12 protein-coding genes are annotated in these 11,942 nt (G+C 71.8%); 8 read left to right on the top strand and 4 right to left on the bottom strand.

Annotated features, from left to right (window positions below; genetic code table 11):
• Nucleotide 1: 1 nt before the first annotated feature.
• The 3 genes from glgA (at nt 2) to J1M46_RS04270 (ending at nt 2,427) form a co-directional block, all read left to right on the top strand.
• Nucleotides 2-1,207: a glycogen synthase gene (gene glgA, locus J1M46_RS04280; protein ID WP_206446686.1), complete on the top strand. Its 1,206-nt coding sequence runs from the start codon at nt 2-4 to the stop codon at nt 1,205-1,207.
• A 69-nt stretch (nt 1,208-1,276) separates the two neighbouring features.
• A complete protein-coding gene (locus J1M46_RS04275) occupies nt 1,277-2,065 on the top strand; it encodes an ABC transporter ATP-binding protein (protein WP_206446685.1) in 789 nt (262 codons plus the stop codon).
• A gap of 113 nt (nt 2,066-2,178) precedes the next feature.
• Entirely contained in the window at nt 2,179-2,427 is a 249-nt protein-coding gene (locus J1M46_RS04270) for a type B 50S ribosomal protein L31 (RefSeq protein ID WP_092919417.1), read from the top strand.
• Nucleotides 2,428-2,516: 89 nt separating this feature from the next.
• On the opposite strand, the gene J1M46_RS04265 is transcribed toward J1M46_RS04270, so the two are convergent.
• Nucleotides 2,517-3,251, bottom strand: coding sequence for an exonuclease domain-containing protein (locus J1M46_RS04265; RefSeq protein ID WP_206446684.1), 735 nt, complete (start codon nt 3,249-3,251; stop codon nt 2,517-2,519).
• 48 nt (nt 3,252-3,299) lie between these two features.
• Here J1M46_RS04265 and J1M46_RS04260 point away from each other — a divergent pair, with 48 nt between their 5' ends.
• A complete protein-coding gene (locus J1M46_RS04260; protein WP_342384272.1) occupies nt 3,300-4,301 on the top strand; it encodes an alpha/beta fold hydrolase in 1,002 nt (333 codons plus the stop codon).
• 3 nt (nt 4,302-4,304) lie between these two features.
• Nucleotides 4,305-5,390: a glycosyltransferase gene (locus J1M46_RS04255; RefSeq protein ID WP_206446683.1), complete on the top strand. Its 1,086-nt coding sequence runs from the start codon at nt 4,305-4,307 to the stop codon at nt 5,388-5,390.
• 168 nt (nt 5,391-5,558) lie between these two features.
• Here the strand turns inward: J1M46_RS04255 and J1M46_RS04250 are convergent, their stop codons facing one another.
• Together J1M46_RS04250 and J1M46_RS04245 are read right to left on the bottom strand one after the other, a co-directional pair.
• Nucleotides 5,559-6,410 carry a Sir2 family NAD-dependent protein deacetylase gene (locus tag J1M46_RS04250; protein WP_206446682.1) on the bottom strand — a complete coding sequence of 284 codons (852 nt, stop codon included), beginning with the start codon at nt 6,408-6,410 and terminating at the stop codon, nt 5,559-5,561.
• 57 nt (nt 6,411-6,467) lie between these two features.
• Nucleotides 6,468-8,501, bottom strand: coding sequence for a heavy metal translocating P-type ATPase (locus tag J1M46_RS04245; RefSeq protein ID WP_342384271.1), 2,034 nt, complete (start codon nt 8,499-8,501; stop codon nt 6,468-6,470).
• Nucleotides 8,502-8,586: 85 nt separating this feature from the next.
• Between J1M46_RS04245 and J1M46_RS04240 the strand changes: the two genes are divergently transcribed.
• The 3 genes from J1M46_RS04240 (at nt 8,587) to J1M46_RS04230 (ending at nt 11,124) form a co-directional block, all read left to right on the top strand.
• Nucleotides 8,587-8,910 carry an ArsR/SmtB family transcription factor gene (locus J1M46_RS04240; RefSeq protein WP_241249318.1) on the top strand — a complete coding sequence of 108 codons (324 nt, stop codon included), beginning with the start codon at nt 8,587-8,589 and terminating at the stop codon, nt 8,908-8,910.
• Between the two features lie 112 nt (nt 8,911-9,022).
• Nucleotides 9,023-9,841: a TrmH family RNA methyltransferase gene (locus J1M46_RS04235; RefSeq protein WP_206446679.1), complete on the top strand. Its 819-nt coding sequence runs from the start codon at nt 9,023-9,025 to the stop codon at nt 9,839-9,841.
• Complete coding sequence (locus tag J1M46_RS04230; protein WP_206446678.1) at nt 9,838-11,124, top strand: D-alanyl-D-alanine carboxypeptidase; 1,287 nt, start codon at nt 9,838-9,840, stop codon at nt 11,122-11,124. The genes J1M46_RS04235 and J1M46_RS04230 overlap by 4 nt, the downstream gene beginning before the upstream one ends.
• 7 nt (nt 11,125-11,131) lie before the next feature.
• Here J1M46_RS04230 and J1M46_RS04225 read toward each other — a convergent pair whose 3' ends face one another.
• Nucleotides 11,132-11,920: an SGNH/GDSL hydrolase family protein gene (locus J1M46_RS04225; protein ID WP_206448568.1), complete on the bottom strand. Its 789-nt coding sequence runs from the start codon at nt 11,918-11,920 to the stop codon at nt 11,132-11,134.
• Nucleotides 11,921-11,942: the final 22 nt, after the last annotated feature.

Raw genomic sequence — 11,942 nt, 5'->3', positions numbered from 1 at the left:
CATGCGCGTCGATCTGCTCACCAAGGAGTACCCGCCCGCGGTCTACGGCGGCGCCGGGGTGCACGTCACCGAGCTCGTGAAGGCGCTGCGGCGCTCGATCGAGGTGCAGGTGCGCTGCTTCGGAGCACCGCGCGACGAGGCCGACACCACCGCCTACGAGGTGCCCGACTCGCTCGCCGGGGCGAACGGCGCGCTGCAGACGCTCTCGGTCGACCTGCAGATCGCCGACGCGGTCGGCGGCACCGAGCTCGTGCACTCGCACACCTGGTACGCCAACGAGGCAGGCCGCCTCGCGCAGGCGCTGCACGGCGTGCCGCACGTCGTCTCGGCGCACTCGCTCGAGCCGCTGCGGCCGTGGAAGGCCGAGCAGCTCGGCGGCGGCTACCGCATCTCGAGCGACATCGAGCGCCGCGCCTACGAGGCCGCCGACCGCGTGATCGCCGTCTCCAACGGCATGCGCGCCGACATCCTGCGCTCCTACCCCTCCCTCGACCCTGAGAAGGTCGTCACCATCTACAACGGCATCGACCTGGAGTCGTGGGCGCCGAACCCCGACGCCGACCGGGCGCGGGAGCTGGGACTGGACCCGACGCATCCGTCGGTCGTCTTCGTCGGCCGCATCACCCGGCAGAAGGGTCTGCCGCATCTGCTGCGCGCCGCCCGTTCGCTGCCGGAGGACGTACAGTTGATCCTCTGCGCCGGCGCACCGGACACGCCCGAGATCATGGCGGAGGTCAAGGGCCTCGTGCAGGAGCTGCAGGCGACCCGCGAGGGCGTCGTCTGGATCGACGACGTGCTGCCGCGCGAGGATCTGCGCGCACTGCTGACACACGCGACCACCTTCGTCTGCCCGAGCGTCTACGAGCCGCTCGGCATCGTCAACCTCGAAGCCATGGCGTGCGGCGCGCCGGTGGTCGGCAGCGGCACCGGCGGCATCCCCGAGGTCATCGACGACGGCGTGACGGGCTTCGTGGTGCCGATCGACCAGGTGCAGGATGGCACCGGCGCGCCGACGGATCCCGAGCGCTACGAGGCCGATCTCGCCGATGCGCTCTCGCGCATGGTCGCCGACCCCGAGGCGGCGAAGCGGATGGGTGAGGCAGGGCGGGAGCGCGCCCGCACCCACTTCGACTGGGGCCGCATCGCCGAGGAGACGCGCGAGCTGTACGCCACGGTGATCGCCGAGCGCGCTGCGGCGGCCGAGTAGGCGCCGAGCGGCAGCCGCTGCCCGCGCGCCCGTGCTGATCGGGGCGCCCCGCTCGATAGGCTCGCCTGCATGGCCAGCGTCCTCGAGCTCACCGACGTCTCGTTCGTCAGGAACCGCAACCGCATCCTCGACTCGATCTCCTGGACGGTCGACGAGACCGACCGCTGGGTCATCCTCGGCCCGAACGGCGCCGGCAAGTCGACCATCCTGCAGCTCGCCTCGGCGAGCACCCACCCGACCTCCGGCACGGTCGAGGTGCTGGGGGAGCGCGTGGGCAAGGTCGACGTCTTCGAGCTGCGCACCCGCATCGGCCTCGCCGCCACCGGGCTGGCCCGCCGCATCCCCGGGCACGAGCGAGTCGGCGACGTCGTGCTCACCGCCGCCTACGCCGTCACCGGGCGGTGGCGTGAGCACTACGAGTCGTTCGACCTCGAGCGCGCCGCCGAGGTGATGGACGCGTGGGATCTCACCGAGCTCTCCACCCGCACCTTCGGCACCCTCTCCGACGGGGAGCGCAAGCGCGTGCAGATCGCCCGCGCGGTGATGACCGACCCCGAGCTGATGCTGCTGGATGAGCCGGCGGGCAGCCTCGACCTCGGCGCGCGCGAGTCGCTGCTGGAGTCGCTCGCCGACTACGCCTCGTCGTCGCTCGCGCCCGCGATCGTGATGGTGACGCACCATGTCGAGGAGATCCCGCCCGGCTTCACCCACGCGATGCTGCTCGGCGAGGGCAGGATCCAGGCGGCGGGCACGCTCGACGAGGTGCTCACCGACGCCAACCTCACCGCCACGTTCGGCGTGCCGCTGCAGGTGCAGCAGGAGGACGGCCGCTGGCGTGCCCGCGCGAAGCGCTCGTGATCGATGGCCGCACCACGCCGCGTCTCGCACACCACCCGAACCAACTGATACACTCGTCTGTCGGCCCGTACGTTGGCCGTAGACTTTCCGCGCCCGAGCGACCAAGGACTGCAATGAAGACCGAGACTCACCCCGACTACCAGCCGATCGTGTTCCGCGACCTCGCCTCGGGCGAGACGTTCCTGACGCGCTCGACGGTCACCAGCGACAAGACGATCGAGCTGGATGGCGAGACCTACCCGGTCATCGACGTCGAGATCTCGTCGGCCTCGCACCCGTTCTACACGGGCAAGCAGCGCATCATGGACTCGGCCGGCCGCGTCGAGAAGTTCAAGAACCGCTACAAGGGCTTCGGCGGCTGATCCAGCCGCACCCGATCACCGAGTGACGGGTTGTTGCAGGAGTGATGCGTCACTCGTGCAACAACCCGTCATTCTGCGTCTGGGGGCGCTCAGGGGCGGCGCAGCGGCCAGCCGCGGCCGGCATTGAACGCCGGGTCGGTGCGGCGGCGATAGGTCTCGAAGTCGGCGGCCTGCTCGTCGGCCCACGCGGCCGTCATCTCGTGCAGCGATATCGGGTCGATGCGCAGCTCCGCGAACTTCGCCGCCATCGCCTGCGCGACCCTGCCGGCGGCGATCGCGTCGGCGCTGGCGTCGTGCGCGTCGAGCAGCTCGACGCCGTAGATCTCGCTCGCCACCTGCAGCGTGCGCTTGCCGCGGCGGAACTTGTCGAGCCGCCGGTCGAGGATCATCGGGTCGATCACCGGGCGGGCGTCGAGCGGCTCGTGGCCGTGCCTGCGGCACTCGGCGTCGAGCAGCGAGATGTCGTAGGCGGCGTTGAAGGCGCACACCGCGAGGCCCTGCGCGAAGTAGCCCGCGAGCACGTCACGAATCTCGCAGACGGACGCCGACGCATCCGCCCCCTCTGCCCGTGCTCGCTCGGTGGTGACGCCGTGGATGGCGACCGAGCCCTCGGGGATCTCGATGCCTGGGTCGACGATCCAGGAGCGCTCCTCGATGACTTCGCCCGCGGCGTCGAGCACGCCGACGTAGGCGGTGACGACGCGCGCCTCGGTGGGCTCGACCCCGGTGGTCTCCAGGTCGAACACGACGAGCCGGTCGATCCAGCGATCCGGGGCGTTCGCATTCACCTCGAGGATCGGGCGCAGCAGCTGGGTCTCGGTCATGGCCCCACGCTAGCCGCGGCCGCCCACAGCCGCCGGTAGGCTCGGCGGGTGCCTGTGGATGACCGACCTGCCGACGACTCGGCAGCGACCCGCCCCGGCGTCGACTCGCCGTACCGCGCGCTGCTCGACGCGCTGCCGCAGCGCCGCCGCGAGGCGACGGTCGACGGCGTGCGCACCGCGGTGTTCGAGTACGGGCCGGAAGACGGCCCGACCATCGTGTTCGTGCACGGCTTCCGCGGCGACCACCACGGGCTCGAGCCCGTCGCCGCACATCTGCCCGGCTTCCGCGTGATCGTGCCCGACCTGCCGGGCTTCGGATCGTCGGATGCGCTGCCGCATGCGACGATCGACGCCTACGCGGCGTGGTTGCGGGCGTTCGTCGCCGCCCAGGCACCGGCTGCCGACGGGCAGCGCCCGGCGGTGCTGGGCCACTCCTTCGGCTCGATCGTGGTCGCCCACGCCGCCGCCGAGGGACTGGAGGCGGACCGCATCATCCTCGTGAACCCGATCGCGACGCCCGCGCTCGCCGGCGGCAACAGGCTCGGCTCGCTGCTCGCGCTCGGCTACTACCGCGCGGCCGCCGCGCTGCCCGAGCGCGCCGGGCTCGCGGTGCTGGGCGCCCCGCCGATCGTGCGCGGCATGAGCGTGTTCATGGCGAAGACGCGCGACCGGCAGCTGCTGCGCTGGATCCACGACCAGCACGACCGCTACTTCTCGCGCTACACGTCGCGGCAGTCGGTGCTCGAAGCCTTCGACGCCTCGATCCGTCACACCGTCGGCGAGGTCGCCGCGCAGATCACGCAGCCCGTGCAGCTGATCGCCGCCGACCGCGACGACATCACGCCGCTCGCGCACCAGCACCGGCTGCGCGCGCTCTTCCCGGATGCACGGCTCGCGGTGCTCACCGGCGTCGGCCACCTCGTGCACTACGAGCAGCCGGCGCAGGCAGCGCGCGTCATCCGCCGCTTCCTGGCGGAGGCGCAGCACGGCGAACCGACCTCGGACCGGCCGACCTCGGACGGCCCGGCCCCGAACGGACCGGCGAGCTAGCCCGTGCACATCCTCTTCGACTGCCGCTACGTGCGCTTCCCACGCCACGACGGCATCTCGCGCTTCTCGGCAGAGCTGGTCGCGCAGCTCGCAACCGAGCACGACGTGAACATGCTCGTCAGCGACGAGCGGCAGCTGGCGATGCTGCCCGCGCTGCCGCACATCCTCGGACCGTCGCCGACCGGCCCGCTGGAGCCGCTCACCGCCTGGCGGCTGCGGAAGGTGCCCGCCGACGTGGCGTACTCGCCCATGCAGACGATCGGCTCGATCGGCCGCGCCTGGCCGCTCGTGACCACGGTGCACGACCTCATCTACTACCGCCACCCGACGCCGCCGCGCGACCTGCCGGCACCCGTGCGGCTGCTGTGGCGGCTGTACCACCTCTCCTACGCGCCGCAGCGGCTGCTGCTCAACGGCGTCGACGGGGTCGTGACCATCTCGCAGACGACCCGCGAGCTCATCCGCCAGCACCGCCTCACCCGCAGGCCGGTCGCGATCGTGCCGAACGCCGCAGCCACAGCTGACACCGGGCCGTTCGGCGAGCCCGTCAGCCACACGTCCCCGCCGTCGAAGCGCCTGGTCTACATGGGCTCGTTCATGCCCTACAAGGACGTCGAGACGCTCGTGCGCGCCGCAGCCCTGCTGCCCGGCTACGAGCTGCACCTGTGCAGCCGCGTCGACGCGGCGACGCGTGACCGGCTGACGGCGCTGGCGGCAGGCGCATCCGTCACCTTCCACGACGGCGTCTCCGACGAGCAGTACGCCGAGCTGCTGCGCGGCGCCACCGCGCTCGTGCACGCCTCCCACGAGGAGGGCTTCGGCATCCCGCTGCTCGAGGCGATGAGCCTGGGCGTGCCGGTCGTGGTGGCCGACACGGCGATCTTCCGCGAGGTGGGCGGCGAGGCCGCGGTGTACTTCGCGGTCGGCGATGCGGATGCGCTGGCGCACGCCGTGCGCGCGCTCGAGGGGGAGTGGGGTGCCAGGTCGCGCGCCGCCCGCGAGCAGGCCGCGACCTTCACCTGGCGCTCCTCCGCGGCACGGCTCGGAGCCTTCCTGGCGGAGATCGCTGCGGCAGCGCCCCGACGTTAGCGATCGGCCGCGCCCGCTCCGCACGGGGCGCCTGCCCCTACGCCCCACGCCGCCCGCCCAGCGTCCGGTACCAGGTTGTCGCTTGGACCAGCGCGAAGCGACAATCTCGTACCGGTCATCCGGGGCGCAGGAGATCCGCGGGAGCGCTGGATCAGCGCGACGCGCGGCTCAGAACGGAGCGACGAGCGCGTCGGCGATCTCCGTGAGCGTCTCGCTCGTGCCGCCCTCGACGCGCACGGCCGCCCGCGCATCCCACTTCGTCTCGCCGCGGTTGACGATCACGATCGGCACGTCCTCGCGGCGCGCCACCTCGAGCAGCCGCGTGCCCGAGTTCACGACCAGCGACGAGCCGGCCACGAGCACCGCCTGGCCGGCCGCGATGACGTCGCGCGCCGCGGCGAACACCGCCGGCGGCACGAACTCGCCGAAGAAGACCACGTCGGGCTTGAGCATGCCGCCGCAGACGGGGCACGGCGGCACCCGGAAATCCTGCGAGGCGTCGATCTCGACGTCACCGTCGGGCTGCAGCCGCACCTGCTCGGGCACCACGATCCAGGGGTTGAGCCGCTCGATCTCGGCCGCGATCCGCTCGCGGTCGAAGGTGTGCCCGCACTGCAGGCAGGAGACGGTGTGCATGCGCCCGTGCACGTGCACCACTTCGCGCGATCCTGCCCGCTCGTGCAGGTCGTCGACGTTCTGCGTGGCGATGCCGGTGATGAGGTCGGCCTCCTCGAGCCGCGCGAGCGCGCGGTGCCCGTCGTTCGGCTGCACGCTGGTGAAGCGCTTCCAGCCGAGGTGGCTGCCTGCCCAGTAGCGGCGCCGCGCATCCTCGCTCGAGCGGAAGGTCTCGAAGACCATGGGCGTGCGCCGCGGCGCGCCGGCGCCGCGGTAGTCGGGGATGCCGGAGTCGGTCGAGATGCCCGCGCCGGTGAGCACCGCGATCCGGCGTCCGCGGAGCAGGTCGATGGCTGTGTCGAGCACGGCCACAACCCTAGTTCGCGACGGCGCTGGTGCGCGCATCGGCGCGCGCTCATCGCCGCATGGTTCGCGATGCAGGTGCGACGCCGGCAGCGTTGGTCAGTGCTCGGGCTTGTCCTCGTGCTCGATGCCGTCGTGCTCCTTGCCCTTCTCGAAGTTGAGGAGCCGCAGCGCGTTGGCGACGACGATCAGGGTAGAGCCCTCATGGATGAGCACGACCGCGGCGATGTTCAGCCCGATGAAGGTGGCGATCACGAGGAACGCGACCACGGCAAGGCTCGCAATGAGGTTCTGCCGGATGATCCGGCTGGTGGCGCGGCTGAGCCGAACGGCGAACGGGACGCGCCCGAGGTCATCGCTCATGAGCGCGATGTCGCAGGTCTCCAGCGCGACCGCCGATCCAGCGGCGCCCATCGCGATGCCGATGTCGGCCTTGGCCATCGCGGGGGCATCGTTCACCCCGTCGCCCACCATCGCGATCGGGCGCTGGGTCGCAGCGAGGCGGGTGATGTGGGCGACCTTGTCTTCGGGCAGCAGCTCTCCGATGGCCGTGTCGATCCCGACCTCACGGCCGACGGCGTCGGCGACACGCTGGTTGTCACCGGAGATCATGACGAGCAGACCGACATCCGCGTCGCGGAGCGCCTGCAGGACCTGAGCGGACTCGTCCCGGGCGGCATCCATCACCCCGACGAGGCCCAGGAAGCTCGATCCACGCCGCACGATCATCAGCGTCTGCCCCGAATCACGCGCCTGCTCGTAGGCTGCGGCGAGGGAGTCCGGAAGACTGAGCTGCTGCTCGGTGAACATGCGCAGGTTGCCGACCTCGACACGCTCTCCATCGAGCCTGGCGCGCACGCCTCGGCCGACGACAGCGTTGAGGTCCGTCGCCGCGAGCCGCTCGGATTCCGGCACGCGATCGCCGAGGTCCCGGACGATCGCCGAGGCGAGGGGGTGGTCGCTGAGCGATTCCACCGCCACCAAGGTCGAGACCAGCAGGGCATCGTCGGTGCCGTCGGCGGGCGTGAGGGAAGTGACGCGAGGCAGGCCCCAGGTGAGGGTGCCGGTCTTGTCGAACGCCATCGCCTTCACCTGGCCGAGCGTCTCCAGCGGCGCGCCGCCCTTGACGAGGATGCCGGCCCGCGCAGCGCGCGCGACGCCGGCCAGGACAGCTGCGGGCGTCGCGATCGCCAGCGCGCACGGGCTCGCGGCGACCAGCACGGTCATCGCGAGGTAGAACGCATCGGCGAATGGTTGACCGAACACGTACATCGCCACGAGCAGCACGGCTGCGACGCCGAGGATCACCGCAGGCACGTACCAGCGCTGGAATCGGTCGATGAACTGCTGCGTGGGGGACGTCGCCTGGTCGGCGGTGCGGACGAGCTCGACGACCTTGCTGAGCGTCGAGTCGGCAGCTGTCGCGGTGACCTCCACCTCGAGCGCACCCGACCCGTTCACCGTGCCCGCGAACACGCGATGGGCGGCGGGGAGCGTGGCAGCGGCGCGCTCCGCTCGGCCACGGTCCGGGACCGGTTCCTTCTCGACCGGGATCGACTCACCGGTCACCGCCGACTGGTCCACGGCCGACGAGCCCGAGATCACGAACCCGTCCGAAGGGATCCGCGAGTTCGGACGGATCACCACGACGTCGCCGACCATGATCTGCTCCACGGGGACCTCGACCGGTTCACCGCCATCGCGCCGCACCAGTGCGCTGCGGGGCGCGAGTCCGGCAAGGGCCTCGATCGACTTGCTCGCGCGGCTGAGCGCGTACTCCTCCAGAGCGTGGCCGAGACTGAAGAGGAACAGCAGCACCGCACCCTCGGCCCACCGGCCGATCAGCGCTGCGCCCAAGGCAGCGACCAGCATCAGGAAGTCGACCTCGAACCTGCCGCGCAAGGTCGAGCTGATCGCTGTGCGCACGGTGAAGAAGCCGCCGAAGAAGTACGTGGCGAGGAAGAACGCGAGCGGCCATCCGAGCATCGGCAGCCCGATCGCGTACTCCGCGATCATGCCGGCACCGTAGGTCAGGCCGGCGGCGATGGCGAACCAGAGCTCCCAGTGCGTCGAACCGTGCGCGTGCTCCTGCACATCGTCGGTCGTCGGGGCAGCGGTCGAGAACGTATTCACGCGCCCATCATACATCAGTACATCATGATATGTTGTTGATGCGAATGGTGATCGCAGTGGGGTCAGAATGGTTCATGTGAATGCAATGCCCCGAGAGGTCGCCGGCACGCTCGCCGTCGCGGATGCCGAACGGCTGGCAGAGATCATGCAGGCACTGGCGTCGCCCGTTCGCCTTCGCGTCCTGAGCATGCTCCACGCCCGGCCCAGCACGGTGACCGAGCTCAGCGCGCAGCTCGAGATCGGTCAGACGACGGTGTCGAATCATCTGCGGCTGCTGCGGCATCTCAGTCTGGTGACAGCGAGTCGCGAGGGCAGGCACATCCGCTACGCGGTGTTCGACAGTCACGTCGCGGAGCTGCTCGATGAGGCGATCGGCCACCTGGAGCACCTGCCTCGCGGTGGCCGATAGGGACTCTGAGGCTCGCTCCGCCGCGGCGGCATGCCCGCATGGTGGGCCGGAGCGATCGCCGGCGTCGCGTCGGCCGCTACCCTCGGAGACGGCCCAGGCGAGGGGAGCGCGCATGCCGATCATCGAGATCGACTCGCTCGACGACCCTCGGCTGGACGACTACGTCGGGCTGACCGATGTCGCCCTGCGGCGCCGCACCGAGCCCGAGCGGGGCCTCTACATCGCCGAGTCCCAGACCGTGCTCGAGCGGGCGCTGCGGGCGGGCCACCAGCCCCGCTCGGTGCTGGTCGCGCCGCGCTGGCTGCCGCAGGTGGAGGCCGTGCTGGCCGCCGCCGATGCCGCACCCGGCGTGCCGGTCTTCGTCGGCGAGGAGCCGGTGCTCGAGCAGCTCACGGGCTTCCACCTGCACAGGGGCGCGCTCGCCTCGATGCAGCGCCCGGTGCTGCCGGATGCGTCGGCGCTGCTCGCGCAGGCGCGTCGCGTCGTGGTGCTCGACGGCCTCGTCGACCACACGAACGTCGGCGCCGCGTTCCGCTCGGTCGCGGGCATCGGGGCGGATGCGGTGCTGGTCACGAAGGCGTGCGCCGACCCGCTCTACCGCCGCAGCGTGCGGGTCTCGATGGGCACGGTGCTGCAGGTGCCGTGGACCCGGATCGAGTCGATCGAGGCGGCTGCGCCCATCTTCCGCCAGGCCGGCTTCGAGACCGTCGCGATGGCGCTGCGCGACGACGCGATCACGCTCGACGAGTACGCCGCAGCGCCCGCGAAGCGCGTCGCGCTGCTGTTCGGCTCCGAGGGGCCGGGGCTGGGCCGCCGAGCGCTCGCAGCCGCCGACCGGGTGGTGCGCATCCCGATGCACCACGGGGTCGACTCCCTCAACGTCGCGGCATCCGCCGCCGTCGCCATGTGGGCGCTGCGGGGCAGCGCGTGAGCAGCCCCGCGGTCACGGCGGTCACCCAGCGTCGCCGCCGGACGCATCCGCTCGTCGTGCTCGTGCGATGGCTGGTGCTGCTGGCCCTGATCGTCGCCGTCGTCGCGGCCACCGCGATCGCCTTCGCCCCGCCGCCGCGCGTCGCGGCAGCCCCGGTCGCGCTGCCGGAGCCCACGGGCGAGGCCGTCTCGGTCACGTGGCCGGAGGGGATCGCGCGCTCGGCCGGCTACGCCGTCGTCGGCATCGACGCCGCGCAGGAGCACTGGGGCGACGAGTCGGCCGTGCCGATGGCGAGCCTGACGAAGCTCGTCACCGTGCTGACCGTGCTCGAGGCGCATCCGATCTCGGGCGACGACCGCGGCGCTGCGATCACGCTCGGCCGCGCCGACATCAACGCGCTCGGCGCCGCCATCGCCGAGGCCGCGCCGGTGGTGCCGGTCTACGACGGCATGGTGGTCGCCCAGCGGGATCTCATCGAGTGGTCGCTGGTCGACTCGGCCGGCAACGCCATGTGGTCGCTGGCCAACTGGGCCTTCGGGTCGATCGACGGCTACCTGGCGGCGGCGAACGACTGGGCGGCACGGCGCGGCCTGGCCGACACCGTCATCGCCGACCCCTCCGGCCTCTCGCTCGAGAGCCGCTCGACGGCCGCCGACATGACCGAGCTGGGGCTGCTGGCCGTGGCCGACCCGCTCGTGCTCGAGACGATCGGCATGGAGCGCGTCGACGTGCCCGGAGGCACCGCTGCCAACACCAATCCGCTGCTCGGCGACGGCTTCATCGACGGCGGCAAGACGGGCACCCTGCGCGTCTGGGGCCGCAACCTCTTCGTCACCGCGGAGCGCGACATCGAGGGGGAGCCGCGCCGCATCGTGGCGGTGATCATGGGCGTCGTCACCCAGGACGACATGAACGCCGCGATGCTCGCGCTGGTGGAGAGCCTGTGGGACGACTTCGGCACCGTCACGCTCGTGCCCGCCGGCACCCCGGTCGCCGAGTACGAGGCGCCGTGGGGCGGCATCGTGCAGGCGACCACGGTCGCAGACCTGCAGACGGATGCGTTCGGGCCGCACGTGCCGACGGCGCGCTTCGAGACGGCTGAGGCAGCGGAGGCGGGCATCGAGGTGGCCGCGCCGCGCGGGCAGGTGGGCGCGGTGGTCGTCGAGGACCTCTACGGCGCGACGACCCAGGTGCCGGCGCGCACCGAGGGCATGCTCGCCGCACCCGACCTCGGGTGGCGGCTGACGCATCCGTCGACCGTCGTCGGGTGGTACTTCGACTGAGCAGTCGCTAGCCGTCCAGGTGCTCGAAGGGCAGCACGGGGCCGGCCTCCGGCCGCTTGGCGTGGATCGTGTCGCCCGAGGACTGCCCGCGCAAGCGCCGCAGCACCCATGGCGCCAGGTGCTCGCGCGCCCAGTGCAGGTTCTCGACCGCCATCTGCTGCCGGGTGCGATGGGGCAGCGGCTCGGGCTGCATCGCCGTCAGCTGGTGCTGCACGCCGAGCGCGTCGAGCACCAGCATCGCGATCGCGTGGTGTCCGTAGTGCGAGAAGTGCAGCCGGTCGGCCGCCCACATCTGCGGCTGCTGCAGGTGGCGCGCCGACCACATGTCGGCCATCACGGCGCCGTGCTTGGCGGCGACGCCGAACAGGTTGGCGTTGTAGATGCCGACCTTGCCGCGGATCGCGCGCAGCACCGGCGTCATGGCGATGTCGGGGCCGTTGAAGAGCACCACCTCCGCCCCGGTGGCGCGCAGCCGGCCGACGATGGCGTCGAGTCGTGCGGCGAGCGCGTCGGGGTCGCCACCGGGTCGCAGCAGATCGTTGCCACCCGCGGAGATCGTCACGAGATCGGGCTCGAGGGCGATCGCCGGTTCGAGCTGCTCCTGCTCGATCTGCCCGAGCAACCGGCCGCGGATGGCGAGGTTCGCGTACTGGAAGTCGGGTCGGGTGCGCGCGAGCTCCTCCGCGACGCGGTCGGCCCAGCCGCGCAGGCCGTTGGGGAGGTCGGGCTCTTCGTCGCCGACGCCCTCCGTGAAGCTGTCGCCGAGGGCGACGTAGCGCGTGTAGGGGTGCTCCATGCCGGGGTGGGAGGTGTCGGGG

This window comes from Agrococcus sp. KRD186 (assembly GCF_017168255.1).
In the GTDB taxonomy this organism is placed as follows: domain Bacteria; phylum Actinomycetota; class Actinomycetes; order Actinomycetales; family Microbacteriaceae; genus Agrococcus.
The sequence above is the reverse complement of the archived record's forward strand: the minus strand, read 5'-3'. Positions and strand labels throughout refer to the sequence as shown.

Coding starts and splice junctions, on each gene's coding strand:
- J1M46_RS04275 (WP_206446685.1), top strand. CDS start 1,277: ATGGCCAGCGTCCTCGAGCTCACCGACGTCTCGTTCGTCAGGAACCGC.
- glgA (WP_206446686.1), top strand. CDS start 2: ATGCGCGTCGATCTGCTCACCAAGGAGTACCCGCCCGCGGTCTACGGC.
- J1M46_RS04265 (WP_206446684.1), bottom strand. CDS start 3,251: ATGACCGAGACCCAGCTGCTGCGCCCGATCCTCGAGGTGAATGCGAAC.
- J1M46_RS04235 (WP_206446679.1), top strand. CDS start 9,023: ATGCCGATCATCGAGATCGACTCGCTCGACGACCCTCGGCTGGACGAC.
- J1M46_RS04225 (WP_206448568.1), bottom strand. CDS start 11,920: ATGGAGCACCCCTACACGCGCTACGTCGCCCTCGGCGACAGCTTCACG.
- J1M46_RS04240 (WP_241249318.1), top strand. CDS start 8,587: ATGCCCCGAGAGGTCGCCGGCACGCTCGCCGTCGCGGATGCCGAACGG.
- J1M46_RS04270 (WP_092919417.1), top strand. CDS start 2,179: ATGAAGACCGAGACTCACCCCGACTACCAGCCGATCGTGTTCCGCGAC.
- J1M46_RS04250 (WP_206446682.1), bottom strand. CDS start 6,410: ATGCGCGCACCAGCGCCGTCGCGAACTAGGGTTGTGGCCGTGCTCGAC.